The organism is Rhodococcus sp. LMD (genome assembly GCF_056108245.1).
Genome location: NZ_CM148557.1, coordinates 4,030,168 through 4,048,247, shown reverse-complemented (window position 1 = coordinate 4,048,247; position 18,080 = coordinate 4,030,168). Strand labels below are relative to the sequence as shown.

19 protein-coding genes are annotated in these 18,080 nt (G+C 71.3%); 6 read left to right on the top strand and 13 right to left on the bottom strand.

Going from position 1 to position 18,080, the window contains the following annotated elements; all coding sequences use genetic code 11:
* Positions 1–3: 3 nt before the first annotated feature.
* Complete coding sequence (locus ACWPQI_RS18530) at positions 4–600, bottom strand: peptide deformylase (protein ID WP_010592228.1); 597 nt, start codon at positions 598–600, stop codon at positions 4–6.
* Positions 601–734: 134 nt separating this feature from the next.
* Here ACWPQI_RS18530 and ACWPQI_RS18525 point away from each other — a divergent pair, with 134 nt between their 5' ends.
* The 5 genes from ACWPQI_RS18525 to ACWPQI_RS18505 all read left to right on the top strand — a co-directional run bounded on the left by ACWPQI_RS18525 (position 735) and on the right by ACWPQI_RS18505 (position 4,989).
* On the top strand, positions 735–1,094 hold the full coding sequence (locus ACWPQI_RS18525; protein WP_017681288.1) for a DUF3263 domain-containing protein: 360 nt from the start codon (positions 735–737) through the stop codon (positions 1,092–1,094).
* A gap of 48 nt (positions 1,095–1,142) precedes the next feature.
* Entirely contained in the window at positions 1,143–1,682 is a 540-nt protein-coding gene (locus tag ACWPQI_RS18520; protein ID WP_010592226.1) for a LytR C-terminal domain-containing protein, read from the top strand.
* Between the two features lie 59 nt (positions 1,683–1,741).
* Positions 1,742–2,392 (top strand): superoxide dismutase family protein, encoded by a 651-nt coding sequence (locus ACWPQI_RS18515; protein ID WP_010592225.1) that lies wholly within the window; start codon positions 1,742–1,744, stop codon positions 2,390–2,392.
* A gap of 79 nt (positions 2,393–2,471) precedes the next feature.
* The gene (locus tag ACWPQI_RS18510) at positions 2,472–3,593 is read left to right on the top strand and encodes a glutamate--cysteine ligase (protein ID WP_017681291.1); all 1,122 of its coding nucleotides are present in this window, start codon (positions 2,472–2,474) and stop codon (positions 3,591–3,593) included.
* A gap of 64 nt (positions 3,594–3,657) precedes the next feature.
* A complete protein-coding gene (locus tag ACWPQI_RS18505) occupies positions 3,658–4,989 on the top strand; it encodes a phosphatase PAP2 family protein (RefSeq protein ID WP_048772191.1) in 1,332 nt (443 codons plus the stop codon).
* Positions 4,990–5,020: 31 nt separating this feature from the next.
* Here the strand turns inward: ACWPQI_RS18505 and mnhG are convergent, their stop codons facing one another.
* Genes mnhG through ACWPQI_RS18475 form a run of 6 tightly spaced genes read right to left on the bottom strand, consistent with a single transcriptional unit; the run spans position 5,021 to position 11,189 of the window.
* Entirely contained in the window at positions 5,021–5,353 is a 333-nt protein-coding gene (gene mnhG, locus ACWPQI_RS18500) for a monovalent cation/H(+) antiporter subunit G (protein ID WP_010592222.1), read from the bottom strand.
* Entirely contained in the window at positions 5,350–5,607 is a 258-nt protein-coding gene (locus tag ACWPQI_RS18495; RefSeq protein WP_064066349.1) for a monovalent cation/H+ antiporter complex subunit F, read from the bottom strand. Before ACWPQI_RS18495 ends, mnhG begins: the two co-directional genes overlap by 4 nt.
* Positions 5,604–6,170, bottom strand: a complete 567-nt coding sequence (locus ACWPQI_RS18490) for a Na+/H+ antiporter subunit E (RefSeq protein WP_010592220.1) — start codon at positions 6,168–6,170, stop codon at positions 5,604–5,606. Before ACWPQI_RS18490 ends, ACWPQI_RS18495 begins: the two co-directional genes overlap by 4 nt.
* On the bottom strand, positions 6,167–7,756 hold the full coding sequence (locus ACWPQI_RS18485; RefSeq protein ID WP_010592219.1) for a Na+/H+ antiporter subunit D: 1,590 nt from the start codon (positions 7,754–7,756) through the stop codon (positions 6,167–6,169). Before ACWPQI_RS18485 ends, ACWPQI_RS18490 begins: the two co-directional genes overlap by 4 nt.
* Positions 7,753–8,361, bottom strand: a complete 609-nt coding sequence (locus tag ACWPQI_RS18480; RefSeq protein WP_010592218.1) for a Na(+)/H(+) antiporter subunit C — start codon at positions 8,359–8,361, stop codon at positions 7,753–7,755. The genes ACWPQI_RS18485 and ACWPQI_RS18480 overlap by 4 nt, the downstream gene beginning before the upstream one ends.
* Complete coding sequence (locus ACWPQI_RS18475; protein WP_017681293.1) at positions 8,358–11,189, bottom strand: Na+/H+ antiporter subunit A; 2,832 nt, start codon at positions 11,187–11,189, stop codon at positions 8,358–8,360. Before ACWPQI_RS18475 ends, ACWPQI_RS18480 begins: the two co-directional genes overlap by 4 nt.
* 231 nt (positions 11,190–11,420) lie before the next feature.
* On the opposite strand from ACWPQI_RS18475, the gene ACWPQI_RS18470 reads away from it, so the two are divergent.
* Positions 11,421–11,843 (top strand): NUDIX hydrolase, encoded by a 423-nt coding sequence (locus ACWPQI_RS18470; protein ID WP_010592216.1) that lies wholly within the window; start codon positions 11,421–11,423, stop codon positions 11,841–11,843.
* Positions 11,844–11,854: 11 nt separating this feature from the next.
* On the opposite strand, the gene ACWPQI_RS18465 is transcribed toward ACWPQI_RS18470, so the two are convergent.
* The 6 genes from ACWPQI_RS18465 to ACWPQI_RS18440 all read right to left on the bottom strand — a co-directional run bounded on the left by ACWPQI_RS18465 (position 11,855) and on the right by ACWPQI_RS18440 (position 17,968).
* Positions 11,855–13,021 carry a hypothetical protein gene (locus ACWPQI_RS18465; protein ID WP_461874612.1) on the bottom strand — a complete coding sequence of 389 codons (1,167 nt, stop codon included), beginning with the start codon at positions 13,019–13,021 and terminating at the stop codon, positions 11,855–11,857.
* Positions 13,022–13,023: 2 nt separating this feature from the next.
* On the bottom strand, positions 13,024–15,201 hold the full coding sequence (locus ACWPQI_RS18460; RefSeq protein WP_342659651.1) for an AAA family ATPase: 2,178 nt from the start codon (positions 15,199–15,201) through the stop codon (positions 13,024–13,026).
* Positions 15,202–15,222: 21 nt separating this feature from the next.
* Entirely contained in the window at positions 15,223–16,074 is an 852-nt protein-coding gene (locus ACWPQI_RS18455) for a CDP-alcohol phosphatidyltransferase family protein (protein ID WP_003937424.1), read from the bottom strand.
* 59 nt (positions 16,075–16,133) lie between these two features.
* Positions 16,134–16,847, bottom strand: a complete 714-nt coding sequence (locus ACWPQI_RS18450) for a phosphatidylserine decarboxylase (protein ID WP_010592213.1) — start codon at positions 16,845–16,847, stop codon at positions 16,134–16,136.
* Between the two features lie 74 nt (positions 16,848–16,921).
* Positions 16,922–17,389, bottom strand: coding sequence for an SRPBCC family protein (locus tag ACWPQI_RS18445; RefSeq protein WP_010592212.1), 468 nt, complete (start codon positions 17,387–17,389; stop codon positions 16,922–16,924).
* 54 nt (positions 17,390–17,443) lie between these two features.
* Entirely contained in the window at positions 17,444–17,968 is a 525-nt protein-coding gene (locus ACWPQI_RS18440) for a DUF1707 SHOCT-like domain-containing protein (protein ID WP_461874608.1), read from the bottom strand.
* Positions 17,969–18,080: the final 112 nt, after the last annotated feature.

Below are 18,080 nucleotides of genomic sequence, written 5' to 3'. Positions count from 1 at the left end.
GCGTCAGTCCTCGTCGTCGTGGCCGAACGGGTCCTCGACCGTTCCCGGCACCCAGCTCAGGCCGGGCACGCCCCATCCGGCCCGCTTGATGGTCTTCTTCGCGGCCCGGGCGTTGCGACCGATGAGCTTGTCGACGTACAGGTAGCCGTCGAGGTGGCCGACCTCGTGCTGCAGCATCCGGGCGAAGAAGCCGTGGCCCTCGATCTCGACCGGGTCGCCCTGGGCGTCGGTGCCGGTGACCTTCGCCCACTCGGCGCGCCCGGTGGGGAACTGCTCGCCGGGGACCGACAGGCATCCCTCGACGTCGTCGTCGGGGTCGGGCATGGTCTCGGGGATCTCCGACGTCTCGAGCACCGGGTTGATCACCTCGCCGCGGCGGCGGACCACGGTGCCGGACTCGTCCAGGTCGGGGCAGTCGTAGACGAACAGCCGCAGGTCGACTCCGACCTGGTTGGCGGCCAGGCCGACGCCGTTCGCCGCGTCCATCGTCTCGTACATGTCGGCGATCAGCTGGGCCAGTTCGGCCGGCGACTGGGTGACCGGTTTCGTCGGGTGATGCAGGACGGGGTCACCGACGATCCGGATCGGAAGTATTGCCATGGTGCAAGAGGATAGTGGGCGGGACTCGCCCGTCCGTTGAGCCGGTACCTGTCGTACCACCGTGGTTGAATTGCCCTCGGAAACACCCGGGTCCGATCGGATGCCGGTGTGATTCGAGGCAGTCGAGGAGTGAGATGGACGGCGCAGCAGCGCATATCGGTAACGAATCCGAGCAGGTTTCCGACCGGAGCAACCACGCCGAGAACAACCCCGCCGTCGTGGATCCGGCGGGCACGGACGGTCTGTCTCGCCGCGAACGCGACATCCTCGCTTTCGAACGGCAATGGTGGAAGTACGCGGGTGCCAAGGAAGAGGCGATCAAGGAGCTCTTCGGTCTGTCCGCGACCCGTTACTACCAGGTCCTCAACGCCCTGGTGGACCGGCCGGAGGCCCTGGCGGCGGACCCCATGCTCGTCAAGCGGTTGCGGCGCCTGCGCGCGAGCCGGCAGAAGGCCCGGGCCGCGCGCCGGCTCGGGTTCGAGATCACCACGTAGTGCGAGTACGACGGTGCTCCGGCGGACGCGGCAACTAAGGTCGACAGCGTGAGCACAACCTCGGAATCGTCGGGTCCGCCGCTGCGAGCGCTCGCGATGGTGCTGATCTCTCTCGCCATCCTCTTCGCGGGCCTCGGCCTGGCCTCGCTCGGAAGCTCCGATTCCGAGGGCTCTGCTCCCGAGCCTGCGACCGAACCGGCCGCCGCGCCGGCGACCACCTCCGTGACGTCGGCGCCGTTCGCCGCGACCTCGGCGCGGACGACGACCGCCGGCGCGACGACGACGGTCTCCGCCACCACCTCCCCCGGGACTGCCGCCGCACCGGTACGGGTGTTCAACAACAGCAACGTCTCCGGGCTCGCCGCCCAGACGGCCGGCCTGCTCGAGGACGAGGGATTCACCGTCTCGGAGACGGGCAACTACAGCGACGGCGTGATCGAATCCACGTCCGTGTACTACGGCACGGGTCCGGGGGAGCGGCAGACCGCCGAGGCGGTGGCCGAGGCGCTGGGGGTGACGGCGCAGCCGCGCTTCGCCGGGATCGAGGACTCCGCGCCCGGGGTCATCGTCATCGTCACCTCACCGTGAGGGCGTCCGCCGCCCGGTTATGATCGGGTGACTTTTCGCCACTTCGAAGGAGCGGTTTGATGGCCTCGAGTTCCACCCGTCGCATGTCCTGGCGTGCCCTGGCCCCGATCGTCGCGATCGCTGCGGTGGGCCTGAGCGCGTGCTCGAACAGCGAGGAGCCGAGCGACACCCCCGGCACCACCCCGCCGGTGTGGACGGGTTCCCCCGCCCCGGAAGGTGCCGACGAGGCCCACGGCGGCGGCGCCGTCCCGGGCGAGGCCACGGCGGGCGCATCGGGTAGCCACGGCGGCGGCGCGGACAACTCCGCCGAACTGCGGACCCCGGCCGGCGAGGCCGCCGGCACGGTCACCTTCACCGAGGTCGACGGGGGTATCGAGGTCACGGTCGACCTCGAGGGCATGCCGGCCGGCTACCGCGGCGTCCACGTCCACGAGGTCGGCAAGTGCGAGACCAACTCCACCGCACCGACCGGAGGCGAGCCCGGCAACTACCTGTCCGCGGGCGGGCATCTGCAGGCCGGCGGCAACACCAGCGTCCCCGAGAGCGGGGACCTCGGCGCGGTCGTGGTGCGCGAGGACGGCACCGGGTCGCTGACCGTCACCACCGAGGAGTTCACCCTCGACGACCTGCAGGGCGGGGACGGCACCGCCGTCGTCGTCCACCAGGAAACCGCCGCGGGTGAGCGTCTCGCCTGCGGCGTCGTCTCCTGACGGCGACCTCCCGACACTGCCATCCACAGGGCCCCGGCGACCGGCGACGGTCACCGGGGCCCTGTGGTTGGATCGACTCGTGCCCGTACCGTTTCCCGGTTCGCCCCGCCCGACCCTCGGCGTCGAGTGGGAGATCGCGCTGGTGGACAAGAAGACCCGCGACCTGTCCAACACCGCCGCCGTCGTCTTCGACGCGGTCGAGCGGCGTGCCGGTCAGACCCCGCGGCTCACCAAGGAGTTCCTCCGCAACACCGTCGAGCTCGTCACCGATGTGCACGACACCGTCGCCGAGGCCGTCGACGACCTCGCCGAGTCCCTCGACCTGTTGCGCACGGCTGCCGATCCTGCGGGTGTGGATCTGATCTGCGCCGGCACCCACCCGTTCGGGCAGTGGACCGACCAGGTCGTCACCCGGTCCCCGGACTACGACGAGATGATCGAGCGCACCCGCTGGTGGGGCCGGCAGATGCTCATCTGGGGGGTGCACGTCCACGTCGGTGTCTCCTCCGCCGAGAAGGTCATCCCGATCCTCAATGCGCTGCTGGTGAAGTACCCGCACATGCTGGCCCTGTCGGCGTCCTCGCCGATCTGGGCGGGCGTGGACACCGGTTACGCGAGCAACCGTGCCCTGATGTTCCAGCAGCTGCCGACGGCCGGGCTGCCGTACCACTTCGAGAGCTGGGCACAGTACGAGAGCTTCATCGAGGATCAGCTCAAGTCCGGTGTCATCACGAAACCGGGCGGCATGCACTGGGACATCCGTCCGTCGCCGAGGTGGGGCACCATCGAGATCCGGGTGTTCGACGGCATCACCAACAAGGCCGAGCTGGCCGCCCTCGTCGCGCTCGTGCACTCGCTCGTCGTGTACTACGACGAACGGCTCGAGCAGGGCGAGCAGCTACCCACCCTGCAGCCGTGGCACGTCAAGGAGAACAAGTGGCGTGCCGCCCGCTACGGCCTCGAGGCCGAGGTGATCCTCGACCCGGTGTGCCATGAACGGCTCGTCACCGACGACCTGAACGATCTGCTCGAACAGCTCACCCCCACGGCTGCGCGGCTCGGCTGCGCGGACGAACTCGCCCAGGTGGCGCAGATCCCCGTGCGGGGGGCCTCCTACCAGCGGCAACGCCGGATCGCGGAGCAGACCGGCGGCGACCTCGTCGCCGTGGTGGATTCACTGGTGGAGGAACTGCGGGCCTGACCCGGCAGCCGCGTTCCCGCGCAGTTCACGCGCTGTTTACCATGTGTCGGTGTCGATCCGAGAGGTGGAGCGCCCGAAGGCGCAGCCGGCGCATGTGCCGCAACTGTTCGTTCCCCTCGCTCTGATCGGCGCGATTCTCGGGGTCCTCGTGGCCGAGGCGGTCGCGCGGTACAGCGGGTTCCCCGGGCCCATCCCGGGACTCGTCGGTGACGTCGTCGGCGTCCCGACGTCGGCGTCCGTGCCGTGGGCCGGTCTCGCGTTGGCGATGGTGGGGCTGACCACGCGCCTGCGGGTCGTCTCCCTCACTGCCGCGGTGCTGCTCGACGCGGCGTTCGCGGCCGAGCGGTACCTCACCGGTGGACCCCTGACGGCGGGGAACGGGCCGACGATCGTGCTCGTGCTGCTCGCCGGATACGCCGCGGTCGCGTTGCAGGGCGGCCCCCGGCGAGGTGCGCTGCGCGGCGTCGCCCTGGGTGTGCTGCTCGTGCTCTCCGTCAAGATCGGCGACACCTGGCTCGAGCTGACCGCGCGGACCCGGCCGGAGGTGCTCGACGAGTACGTCCAGCTCGCCGACCACGCGCTGGGCAATCCGTCGTGGCTGGCCGGTCAGGTCCTCGAATGGCTCGGGCCCGGGGTGTACGCCGTGCTGCACTGGGTGTACATCGAACTGCCCGTCGCGGCGATCGTCGTCGCTGTCTACCAGCTCCGCCACGTCGGCGGGGGCCGCCCCTGGCCCGCGCACCACCTGGTGCGCACCTTCCTGCTCATCGGCCTGGTGGGCCCACTGATCTACATGCTGTTCCCGGTGGTGGGCCCGATCTTCGCATTCGGCGACCACGGTGAGGGCTGGCAGGTGGGGACCTTCTGGCCGGGTGCGGTGCCGTGGAATCCCGACCCGCAGCCGATCCCGTTCGACACGATCACCCCGCGCAACTGCATGCCGAGCCTGCACACCGCGTGGGCGCTGGCGCTGTTCCTGCACACCCGCGGCGGCCCCGGCTGGCTGCGGCTCCTCGGCACCGGATGGCTCGGGTGCACGCTCGCCGCCACGCTGGGCTTCGGCTACCACTACGGCGTGGACCTCGTCTCCGGCGCGGTGCTGTGCCTGACACTCGAGGCGGCGCTGCGCGACCCCGACCGCGGATGGGGCTGGTTCCGCATCAGGCTCGTCGCGGGCGGTACGGCGGTGCTGGCCGCGCAGCTGGCGGCCTACCGGTACCTGCCGCACCTCATGGCGGAGCACGCGCTGCTCGCCGGGCCCCTGCTGATCGGTTCGCTGGTGGTGGTGGCGGTGGCCTTCCACGTCACGTTCGCGGGCACCGGCGCGTACCCCGAGGGCGCTCGATCCGGATCCGGTGCACCGTCCCGGGCGGACAAGACGAACGAGGCCGCGTGACGTCGGCGTCGACCCGAGGGCCGGGTGGACGTCACTCCGAGGGCAGTTCCTCCGGCATCGGGAGGCCGTCGCGACCGAGTTGCTCCCGGTAGGCCACCCGGCCCACCCGGTGCGCGACGACCGGTGCGGTCAGCACCATGAACATCGACGCGAGCACCAGCATCCAGATGTCGACGCTCCCGCGCAGGTTGAGGATGGCCCCGCTCAGCACGAGCAGGACGCCCACCACCTGCGGCATCGTGGCGGGGTGCATGCGTGCCAGGGTGTCGCGGAAGCGCACGACGCCGATCGCCCCGGCCAGGCAGACCGCCGAGCCGAGGAGGATGAGGATGTGTCCGACCACTTCCAGGATGTCCGTGATCATTCGTCACGCACCCGGAAGCGAGCGATGGACACCGAACTGATGAAGCCCACCAGGGAGAAGGCCACGAGCGCAGGAACGATGCTGGTGTCGCGGCTGTAGACGGCCCACACCGCGATCCCGCACAGCGTGAGGGCCAGGACACAGTCCATGGCCACCAGCCGATCGAGGGAACTCGGTCCGGCCAGAGCCCGGAAGATCAGCAGCGCGGCTGCCGACGCCAGCAGCACGCCGGACAATGCCAGTAGCACGGTCATGCGATGTCCTCCACGTTCGCCGAGGTCCGGTCCCGGTACCAGGGACTGGGTTGCCATTCGGAGTTCCGTTCGAACGTCGAGATCAGCAACCGCTCGATCCGGCGCGCCGACCGATAGAACTCGGCCACCGCCCGGTCGCTGCTCAGGTCGAGGACGTGCACGTAGACGATCCGTCGCACCCGGTCGATCTCGAGCACCATGGTTCCCGGGATGTTGTTCATGATGTCGGTCCACAGGGTGAGGACCAGGTCCGACTTGATGATCAGCCGGCAGCGCAGGACCCCGGTCAGTGGACCGGGTCCCGGCCTGATGCTCAGCCAGGCCACCGACGCGGTGCTCCTGATCGTGTCGCCGAAGATGACGAGCGCCAGTTTGAGCAACGAGAACAGGTGGACCCGGCCCTCGACGGGCACCCTCGGCAACGGCAGCAGGAACATGATCGCCAACGCGACGACGAGGCCGCTGAGGGCGTTCGCGACGGAGAAGGTGCCCCACAGCAGCACCCAGACCAGGACCATCCAGGCAAGGACGAGGAATCGGAGCAGCGATGCGCGACTGGTCATTCGGGGACTCCTCCCAGGACCGCCTCGACGTAGACGGAGCGGTCGCGTAGGTTCTCCGCGGCACGATCGCTGATGTCGATCAGCGGCCCGGCGAAGACGGTGAGACCGAGGCCGACGAGCGCGAGACCCACCGTCGGGACGAGCATCGCGGGGGGCATGCGTCCCACGTCCGCCCGGTCGCCGAAGGCGATGTCCTCCTCGGAGCGGTCGAGCAGGGCGGACGGCGCCGTGTCGGCGAGGTCGCCCTCGGGTGCGTCGGCACGCGCGCGCCAGAACGCCTTCGTCCACACGCGGGCCACCACGTAGAGGGTGAGCAGACTGGTGGCGGTGCCACCGGCCACGAGCACCCACGCCAGTACGGAGCCCTCGGATGCGCCGGCCTGCAGGAGAGCGACCTTCCCGATGAATCCGGAGAACGGCGGGATGCCGCCCAGGTTCAGGGCCGGGACCAGGAACACGATCGCCAGCAGCGGGCTCGCCAGGGCCAGCCCGCCGAGACGACGCAGGGACGCCGATCCGGCCTGGCGTTCGATCAGCCCCACCACCAGGAAGAGGGTGGTCTGGACGAGGATGTGGTGCGCGACGTAGTACACCGCGCCGGACAGCCCGGCCTGTGTCGACAGGGCGATGCCGAACACCATGTAACCGATGTGACTGACGAGGGTGAACGACAGCAGGCGCTTGATGTCGTTCTGCGCGATGGCCCCGAAGATGCCGACGAGCATCGTGAGCAGGCCGGCGATCAGCAGGACGTCGTCGAGTTCCCCGCCCGGGAACAGGAGGGTGTGCGTGCGGATGATCGCGTACACACCGACCTTGGTGAGCAGGCCGGCGAACACGGCCGTGACCGGTGCCGGGGCGGTGGGGTAGGAGTCGGGCAACCACGAGGACAGGGGGAAGACGGCGGCCTTGATACCGAATGCGACGAGGAGGACTCCGAAGATCGCCGCCCGCGTGCCGGCGGGCACGTCGTCGAGACGCAGGGACATCTGAGCCAGGTTCAACGTGCCGGTGGCGGCGTAGGCGAGCGCGATCCCCGCGAGGAAGATCAGCGACGAGACCATCGACACCATCACGTACGAGACGCCGGCGCGCACCCTGTCGGCGCTCGCCCCCAAGGTGAGCAGCACGAACGACGCGGCGAGGAGGACCTCGAACCCGACGAACAGGTTGAACAGGTCTCCCGCCAGGAACGCGTTGCACACGCCTGCCGTCAGCGCCAGGTACGTCGGCAGGAAGATGGACACGGGTTGCTGCTCGGTGCCGTCGTGGATGCCCTGACCGACCGCGTACAGCATGACGGCGAGCAGCACGATCGCCGACACCACGAGCATGAGGGCGGACAGACGGTCCACGACCAGCGTGATCCCGATGGGCGCCTCCCACCCGCCGACCTGCAACGTCGCGATGCCGTCCCGATCCGCGAGATACAGCAGCAGGCCCGCCACGACGAGCACCGCGACGAGGGATACGACCGTGACGGCACGCTGGGCACGCGGCCGGCGCCCGAGGATCAGGGTGGTGGCCGCCGCGAGCATCGGAATGAGGACGGGCAGCGGTATGAGGGCGGCTGCGGACAGGGTCATCGGGTCCCTCCTCGCGGGGACGGCGCATCGTCTCCGCGTGCCGGCTCACCATCGCTGTAGGCGGAGTCGGTCTCGTCGTCGAAGTCCCCGTCGTGCAGGTCCTCGTAGCACTCGAGATCCTCGATGTTGGTCAGCTCCTCGAGGGGGATGGGGTTGCCGGCGGAATCGAAGGCGTCGCCGATCTTGCTCGGCTCGCCCGTGACCGGATCGTCCGAGCGGTCCCGGTCCGGGGCGTCGGCGCGCGTCCGGCGCTGGGACACCTTGGTGTCCTCGGGGTCGTTCTCGACCTCGTCGCGCGCGCTGAGCGTGAAGGACCGGTACGTCAGGGCGAGCACGAACGCCGCGACACCCATCGTGATGACGATGGCGGTCAGGATCATCGCCTGCGCGAGCGGATCGGCCATCTCCTCGTGGAGTTCGTTGCCGAATCCGATGATCGGCGGTTCGCCGGCGGGACCGGCGAGCCCGATGATCAGCAGGTTGATGCCGTTGCCGATCAGCAGGAGCCCGAGCAGCATCTTGATGATGCTGCGCTCGAGCAGGAGGTACACCCCGGAGGCGACGAGCACCCCGGTGGCGATGAGCAGCGTCAGGTTGACGGTCATCGGCGTTCACCGACGATCTCGGCGTCGAGCCGGGCCCCGAGGCTGCGGAGCACATCGACCACCAGGCCGACCACGATCAGATACACACCGAGATCGAAGAACAGGGCGGTCACCATCTTGACGTCTCCCAGTAGGGGCAGAGTGAGTTCGAGTGTCGCCGAGGAGAGCGCGGGCGCCCCGAGGAACAACGAGACGAGCGCGGTGCCCGCCGAGAAGGTCAGGCCCAGGCCCAGGATCTTGCCCGCGTCGATCGGGACGGCCTCGCCGAGTTCGTAGCGACCACCGGCGAGATAGCGCAGCACCAGAGCCAGGCCGGCGGTGAGCCCACCGGCGAAGCCGCCGCCCGGGGCGTTGTGGCCCGCGAAGAAGAAGTACACCGACAACACCATCATCGTGGGGAAGACCAGCCGGGTCGTGACCTCGAGGATCAGCGACCGGTGTCGCGGATCGATCAGGTCCCCACCCCGGAGCCAGGTCGTCTCGGTGCTGGCGGCCACGGCATCGAGTTGCGCGGCGGGGGCGTCGGCGACCCGGGGGGCCGCTCCGAACCGCCGGGTACGGAAGACCAGGCTCGCCACGCCCGTCGCGGCCACGAGCAGCACCGAGATCTCCCCGAGGGTGTCCCACGCCCGGATGTCGACGAGCAGGACGTTGACGACGTTCTTGCCGTCGCCCAACTCGTAGGCGGCCTGCGGGAGGAGCAGGGCGATCGGTTCGGTGCTGCGGGCCGCGACGGCGAAGGCCCCGATTCCGGTGACCGTCGCGCCGACGGCCACCCCGAGGAGGGCTCGGCGGAGGCGGTTCCCGGCGACGTGCCGGTTCTCGGCCGGCAGCTTGCGCAGCACCAGCACGAAGATCACCAGCGTCAGGGTTTCCACCAGCGCCTGCGTCAACGCGAGGTCCGGGGCGCCGTGGAAGGCGAAGAGCAGGCCGCAGCCGTATCCGGTGAGGCCGACGACGAGCACGCCGGCGATCCGGTTGCGCATGATCGCGGCGGCGAGGGCACCGCCGATGATCGCGAGCACCACCACGAACTCGAACGGGCTGTCCCACCAGCGCAGCCGGGGACGTTCCGCGACACCGAACACGAACAGCAGGATCGTGGGGAGCAGGACCAGCGTCACCAGGATCGTCGCCTGGGTCAACGGCAGCGATCCCCGCTGGAGGAAGCCGGTCAGACGCATCGACACGGTGTCCATGAGCCGCAACGTCTCGTCGTACATGCGGTCGGCGTTGCCGAGCATCGGACGTTCGAACTTCAGGCGCGAGATGGTGCGGTGTGCGAGGTACAGCGTGGTTCCTCCGACCACGACGACGGCAGTCAGCACGAGGGGGAGTCCGACGCCGTGCCACAGCGCGAGGTGGTACGGCTTGTCCAGGGTGCTGGGCAGCGTGTCCGCGTAGGGGGAGAGCAGCGTGTCGATCCACGGCGCGGCGAGTCCGGCGGCCAGCCCGCCGAACGCCAGGACGGTCGGAGAGAACAGCAGCAGTGGCCCCGGCTCGTGGAAGCTCTGCACGGCCGGACTCGGGCGCTTGAGTTGCTTGCGTCCGAAGGCGCCCCACACGAAACGGATGCTGTATGCCAGGGTGAGGATCGATCCGACGACGATCGCGGTGAGGACCGCGATCCGCGCGCCCGGACTCAGCAGGGTCGTCACCTGCACGGCCTCGAGGGCGGCCTCCTTGCCGACGAACCCGATGAACACGGGCAACCCGCCCATGCTCATCGCGGCGACGGCCGCGACGGCCGCGAGGAACGGCGTCCGTTTCCCGAGGTGCGCGAGCTTGCGGATGTCGCGGGTGCCTGCGCCGTGGTCGACGATGCCCACCACCATGAACAGGCAGGCCTTGAACATCGCGTGGGCCACGACCATGGCCATGCCCGCCAGCGCTGCCTCCCGGCTGCCGATCCCGACGAGCGCGATGAGGAAGCCGAGCTGGCTGACGGTGCCGAAGGCCAGGATCAGCTTCAGGTCGAAGGCCCGGAACGCGCGCCAGCCGGCGAGCAGCATCGAGGCCAGGCCGAGGGTGACGACGATGGGCCGCCAGGGCGCCGCATCGGCGAACGCCGGAGCCAGCCGCGCGACCAGGTAGATGCCCGCCTTCACCATCGCGGCGGCGTGCAGATACGCGGAGACGGGCGTCGGGGCCGCCATCGCCCCGGGCAGCCAGAAGTGCAGCGGTACCACCGCGGATTTCGACAGGGCGCCGACCAGCACCAGGGCGATGCCCACCCCGGCCAGCCAGCCGCTCGGGGCGGCCGCGATCACGTCGGAGAGGTTGTAGCTGCCCACCAGTTGCCCGAGCACGATGACGCCGACGAGCATGGCGAGGCCACCGGCGGTGGTGACGAGCAGGGCCTGGGTGGCCGCGCGGCGGCTCGACGCCCGCTCCGCGTAGTGGCCGACGAGCAGGAACGACAGGACCGTCGTCAGTTCCCAGAAGATGTAGAGAACCAGCATGTTGTCGCTGGTCACGAGACCGAACATGGCCCCGGCGAAGGCGACCATCTGGGCGGCGAAGATCCCCAGGCGGGGCTCGTCGTCGGTGAAGTACCGGGCGCAGTAGAGCAGAATGAGCGCGCCGATGCCCAGCACCAGCGCCGACATGATCGCTGCGAGGGAGTCGAAGCGCATGTCGATGTTCATCGACAGACCCGGAGCCCAGGCGATCTGCAGGGTGCGTTCGGTGCTCCAGTTGCCGATCACCCAGCCGAGACTCGCCAGCGGCACCAGCGCGAGCGGCAGGAACGCATTTCTCCCCATGACTCTGACCAGAGGCGGCGCGACGAGCGTGGCGACCGCGTGAGCGATGAGTATGGCGAGCAAAAGGCACTCCGTCGGGGTCGGGCCTGGCGGCGGGGTGTAACAGGCTTGCAATTGGTGGGCCCCGCCCGCAGGGGACGATGCCCGAACTGCGCGGAACCGGGAAAGCCCCGGCACACGCGCTGCCGTGCAAATGGACAAATCGGATTGGCCCGAAGTCTACCGGCATCGTTCGCAACGTTGCGAACGGACCGTCGACGCCCAGGCGTCCGCCTCCCATCGTAGAGTCCCTCCATGCCCGACACCGGCTCGATCCGTACCGCCGCGCTCGCGTACGTCCGTGACGGACGCCTCTTGCAGACCCGTTCCGTCGGCAAGACCACCTTCTACATGGCGGGCGGCAAGATCGACCCCGGCGAGACGCCCGAGCAGGCCCTGCACCGGGAGATCCGCGAGGAACTCGGCGTCGACCTCGTCGACGGCACCGTGGCCGAGGTGGGGATTTTCGAGGCCGATGCGTTCGGCCATCCGCCCGGCACCCGACTGCACATGACCTGCTTCACGGCCGAACTCGCCGGCGAACCGCGTCCGGCGGCGGAGATCGCCGAGCTCGGCTGGTTCACGGTCGCCGACTACGCCGCCCTCCCCGAGGTCGCGCCGGGCTCGATGCTCGTGTTCGAGCACCTGCACGCCCTCGGTCTCGTCCGGGCCCGGTGAGAGCGGCGACGTCAACCCCGGCAGCGCCAGGCACACACCGCGCCGGTTGCGACCAGCGCACCGGTGAGCATCCGCTGGTCGGCGGGTAGGGCCGCCACCGCGGCGACCGTGGCCGCCGTGAACGGCAGCGCCAGACCCATCGCGGCGACCGGCGCCGCCCGCGGCAGCGCCGCTCCCAGCGCGAGACCGGTACCCGCGGCGACCAGTGCGACGCGCACCAGCAGCTGCGGGCCGTCCGCCCCGACGCCCGGCCACAGCGCAACGGTCAGCGTGACGATCAGGGCCACCCCCAGTCCCAGGTCGACCCGCGGCACCCGCCACGCCAGCGCCGCTCCCGCCGCGACGGCCAGCAGCCCGGTCGCGGGCACCCACGCGGACACTTCCGTCCCGGCGAGATCGTCGACGAGCGGGTACGCCGCCGCCGTCGCCCCGAGCGAGGCGACGGGGAACCGGCCGTCCGCGAAGGGCAGGACACGCGCGACGGCCTCGACGCCGAGCACCGTCGCGGCGAGCGCGCCGACGGCGACCGGCCACATCCACGCCCCTGCCGCGTGCTCGCCCACCCAGCCTCCGAGCACGTGCAGACCGACGACGAGCACCGCGGTCGCTCCGACCGCGACGATCGGCAGCCGGGCATCCGGCCGCTGCACCCGGGCTCCGGGCCCCGCGACGAGCGCGGCGAGCACCACGGCTCCGGCCCCGACGGCGAGCGGCCACTGCAGCGGCGACGGCAGCGCCGACGACTGCAGCGACGTCCCCGTCGGACCGGCGACGAGGAACACCGCCCACGTCCCGGCGACCACCGCCCACTGCCCGATCGGTTCCCCCCACGCCGCGGCGATCGCCGCCCCCAGCAGGATCCCGGCCGCCCCCGCCCCGGTCAGGTCCAGCGCGGTGAGGGTGTCGACGTCGGCGGCCGGCACCGCGAAGCGCACCGTTGCGAGCACCACCGTGCAGCCGGCCGCCAGCAGCCACGCCGTGCGGCGTGAGCCGGAGCGTTGCAGCCCCGCGACCGCCAGCACCGCCGCCACCGCGAACACGATCGGTGCCGCCGCGCTGCCGGTGCCGGCGGGGAGCGCCACCACGTCCGCCGACACGGCGAAGCCGGCGAGAGCGCCCGCACACAACGCCGCGAGCCCCGCGACGGGTTCGTCCACCCGCACCGTCACCGCCGGCATCGTCAGCGTCCCTCGGCGTAGGCGCGCAGGTGTTCGACCTGTGCGGCGTCCAGCGAGGGGCGCACCGCCTTCCGTGCCGTCGCCACATCGTCGGCGGTGACCGCCGCGGCGTCCACGCTGCGGCGCATCGCCGCGAGCGCCGCCTCCCGCAGCAGCGCCGCACAGTCCGCCGCGGAGTACCCGTCGAGGTCGGCGGCGAGGGCGCCGAGGTCCACGTCGTCGGCCAGCGGCACCGACCGGCCCGCGGTGCGCAGCACCGCCGCGCGGGCCTCGGCGTCCGGCGGCGGCACGAACACCAGCCGCTCGAGCCGGCCGGGGCGCAGCAGAGCCGGATCGATCAGGTCGGGCCGGTTGGTGGCGCCGAGCACCACGACATCGCGCAGGGGTTCGACCCCGTCGAGTTCGGTGAGCAGCGCGGCCACCACCCGGTCGGTGACCCCGGAGTCGGAGCTCTGCCCGCGCCTGGGGGCGAGCGCGTCGATCTCGTCGAGGAACACCAGTGCCGGTGCGGAGTTGCGGGCCCGCTGGAACAGCTCCCGCACGGCCTTCTCCGAGGCACCCACCCACTTGTCCATCAGCTCGGCGCCCTTGACGGCGTGCACGCTGAGCTGTCCCGAGCTGGCCAGTGCCCGCACCAGGAAGGTCTTGCCGCACCCCGGGGGCCCGTAGAGGAGCACACCGCGTGGCGGCTCGACGCCGAGGCGCGCGAAGGAGTCGGGGTGCTGCAAGGGCCACAGCACCGCCTCCGTGAGCGACTGTTTGGTGTCGACCATGTCGCCGACGTCGTCCAGAGTGACGCTGCCGATGGCCAGCTCCTCGGTGCCCGACCGCGACAGGGGGCGGATCACCTCGAGGGCACCGAGCAGGTCGTCCTGGGTCAGCTTCGGCTCGGTGTCGTCGCGACTCGCCCGCGCCGCCGCCCGCAGGGCCGCCTCCCGGCACAGGGCGGCCAGGTCGGCGACGACGAAGCCGGGTGCGCGGGCGGCGACGGCGTCGAGGGCGAGGTCGCCGGTGGGCACCCGGCGCAGCAGCACGTCGAGGAGGGCGCGGCGGGTGGCGCCGTCGGGCAGCGGCAGGGCCAGTTCCCGGTCGCAGATCTCGGGGGACCGGACCCGCGCATCCACCTCGGTGGGGTGGGCCGTGGTCGCGACGAGCGCAACCCCGACGGTGTCGACGGCGCGGCGCAACTGGTCGAGGATCAGCGCCGACACCGGTTCGGGGTCCGCGGGCAGCAGGGCATCGATGTCGGTGACCAGCAGGACCCCGCCGGCGGCCAGGTCGGCGACGGCGGCCGTGACCCGGCGCAGCCGGTCGTCGGCGGCGGTGGCGCCCACCCCGGGCCCGTCGAGTTCGACGACGCGACGGGAGGCGAGCACCGCGCGGGCGAGGGTGGCCTTGCCGACCCCGGCGGGCCCGGTGATCAGCACCCCGAGGTGGGGGGAGGCGCCGAGGGTGCGCAGCAGTTCGGGCTCGTCGAGGGCCAGCTTCAGCCACTCGGAGAGCTTGCCGGCCTGGGTCTGCACGCCGACGAGGTCCTCCACCGGTGGCGGCGGCGGTGCGGGAGCCGGGGCCCGGACCGACCGCACGGCGTCCGGGGCCTCGGCGACGAGTCGTCCGGCCGGGGCGCTGCCCCAGCGCACCGCGGTGTTCGGCTGCACACTCACCGGTGCACCGGGGTCGACGGCGGTGACGGTGAGCAGTTCCGTGGTCCAGGCGATCCCGAACGTGCGGGACAGCGTGCGGGTGGTGGGGGCGGTGCTCGTGCCCGGTCCGAGGTCGCGGGGCAGCAGGGACACCGCGTCGCCGACGGTGAGGACCTTGCCCAGCAGTGCCTGACGCAGCGTGACGTCGTCGATCGTGTGGGTGGCGAGCGCCGATCCGGTGACCGCGACGGTGCGGGCGCCGCGGACGACGACCGGGCCGACGAGGACGGTGGCGTCCTCGCGCAGCCCCACGTTGGACAGTGTCACGTCGTCGAGCAGGATCGTGCCGGTGGGGGTGCCGGCGGGGGCGAGGCCGGCGACGGCCGCGGTGCGACGCCCGCCGATCAGGCCGATCGCATCCCATTCGCGCAGGCCCAGCGCGGTGAGCACCTCCGGGTGCACGCGGACCACGCCGCGGCGTGCATCGGCCGCGGAGGTGTTCAGACGGACGGTCAATGCGAGTTCGGGGCTGCTCACCCCGCCGAGCCTAGAGCGTCGTCAGCGTCCGCGGGGGCGGCGCAGACCGAGCCGCGCGGCGGACTGCCGGGGCTGGGGGGCGCGCCGGATCCCGACCCGGCGGGGCCGCAGGGCGCGGTGCTCGGCGCGCAGGGCGCGCCGCTCGGACGGTTTGATGTTCCAGGTCTCCGGACGCGCCGCCACCCAGCGCTTGGAACGGACCGCGAACGGGATGTGCGCCAGGTACAGGCCGACGAGGACGAGCATGAGCACGTACGGGTAGGTGACCAGCGCGGCCGCCGCGACCGCCACGAGTACCAGCAGGACCACCGCGTAGCGCGGCGGGACGGACACCGACTTCATCGCCAGGGTCGGGATCTGACTGACGACGAGGGCGGCGGTGAGCAACGTCCAGACGGCCACCACCGGGTAGGAGTCCCACCAGCCGTCGCCCCACTGGACGTGCGCGGCGACCGGTGCCAGGGCGACGAGGGCACCGGCGGGGGACGGCACGCCGACGAAGTACTCGCGTGCGTACGCGGGCACCGTGTCGTCCTCGAGCAGCGTGTTGAACCGGGCGAGGCGCAGCACGATGCTGACCGCGTACAGCAGGGCGACGATCCAGCCGAAGGGGCTGCCGTCCAGCAGCGTCACGTACAGCACGAGGGCCGGCGCCACGCCGAACGCGACGGCGTCGGACAACGAGTCCAGTTCGGCGCCGATCTTGGTGGTGGCGTCGAGCAGGCGGGCGATGCGCCCGTCGAGGGAGTCCAGCACGGCCGCCGCACCGATCATGCCCAGCGCGGTGCCCAATTGGCCGTCGAGGGCGAACTTCACCGCCGACAGGCCGGCGGAGAGCGCGAGGATCGTGATGACGCTCGGCAGCAGCCGCACGGCCTGCGGACGCCCGCGGCGTCTGCGTTCCGGGGCTGCCTGGGATGCTGCGGACCGGCTCACGGGAGCTGAGCGATGACGGTCTCGGCGCCGATCGTCTTCTGCCCGCGCTCGACGAGGAGAGTGCTGCCCGGGGGCAGGTAGGTGTCGACGCGGGAACCGAAACGGATCAGGCCGTAGGTGTCGCCGATCGGCAGCGTGTCACCCACCTGGGCGTCGCACACGATGCGGCGGGCGAGCAGCCCGGCGATCTGGACGACGGCCACGTCGGCTCCGTCGCGGGTCTCGAGCAGCATGCTGTTGCGCTCGTTGACTTCGCTGGCATCGGCGAGATCGGCCGAGAGGAACTGCCCCGGCCGGTGCACGACCTTGGTGACGGTGCCGCCGACGGGACTGCGCTGGACGTGCACGTCCAGCACGGAAAGGAAGATGCTCACCCGCGGCCGTGGTTCGGTACCCATCTCGAGTTCGGCGGGTGGCACCGCCGTGTCGACGAGGGCCACCTCCCCGTCGGCGGGCGCCACGACGACGCCGACCCGGTTCGGCGGCACCCGGTGCGGGTGCCGGAAGAACCCGGCGGTGGCGGCGGCCGAGACGAGGCCGGCGCGACGGATCCACTTGCGGTTGCGGCCGAGCGCCGCGACGGCGAGGGGCGCGGCGACGAAGGGGATGCCGGCCGGGTGGAGCGGTGGAATCGTCTTCCGGACCAGTTCGAGTACGTGTTCGACGCTGGTGGGCGGTGGGGTTCCGGGGGGTGTGGGCTTTCGGGCCACGGCTCCTCTTAGTGTCGCGCGGTGTGACCCGCGGGCGTGCGGCCCGCGGGCTCTCACAGCCTACGCGAGGAGGGTCACCGGGCGAGGGCCGCGCCCTCCGCCTCCCGCTTGATGCGCGCGAGGGTGGCGTTCATGCCGACGACCATGTCGTCGTCGAAGGCGGTGGCGCCACCGAGAACCTTGTCGATGAGGAACTGCGAGACCTTGCTGGTGCCGTTGGGGGCTTCCCGCCTCTGGGTCACACGGGTGCCGGTCTGCGTCGGTTCCAGAGCGAACGACCAGACGGTGCCGTTCTCCGCGACCCGGAAGCGGAGCAGGCGGCCCGGCTCGAACGAGAGCACCTTGGCGGTGGTGGGCCACACGAGCAGGCCCTTGCGGTTGATGTTGATCGTCTTGGTCCCCGCGCCGACGGGTCCGCCGAGGACGACCATCTTCCGGCACTGCGGGCTCCGCTCGCCCATCCGCTTCAGGTCGGAGATCACCTGCCACACCTGCTGCGGCGATGCGGTGATCTCGACGGTGGCTTCGAGGGTCTTCGACACGGGGGTCCTCCCTGATCCTTCGCGTAACCGCGAGTTACAAGTAATTCCCGTCGATCATAGCCGAGTTTGTGATGCGCACCACCGGAGGGTGTGCCGGCCGCCGAGGCCGGGGCCCCTCGGGAGGGTGGTGCCCTCTCGGCCGGCGAGCGTTCGGCCGAGCAGTACCAGTCCCCACGGTCCGATCACCCAGATCGGCCACGGGTACACCGTCGCGCCGACGGCGATCGACACGATCGACCAGATCACGAGGTTGATCGTCCCGGCTGCAGCCCACGCCGCCCATTCGATCCGCTGATGCGCGGGGAGCCGGGGGGCTGCGGTGCGGGCGGGGGTGCGGGCGGGGGTGCGGGCGGGGGTGCGAGCCGGGGCGCGGACGGGTGCGGGGGCGGGTGGGGGTGCCGCGGGAAGGTCGCTCAGCACGCGGCGCGCCTCGTCGGTGGTGACAGATCGGTACACCGCTCCGACGCGCTGGTCGAACTCGCCGATCGTGAGCCGGCCGGCGGTGAGGTGCCGGCCCAGCTCGTCGACGAGGCGTTCGCGTTCGGAGTCGGAGATGCGGATGCCGTCGGCGTAGTCCATCGCTGCCTCCCGGAGGGGTCGAAGCGACCGAGGGTCTGCGGATCGAGGTTCCACAATGGAAGGTCGCTATCACCATGGTGGATATGCCACAGTGGAATGTCAACCCCCTGGA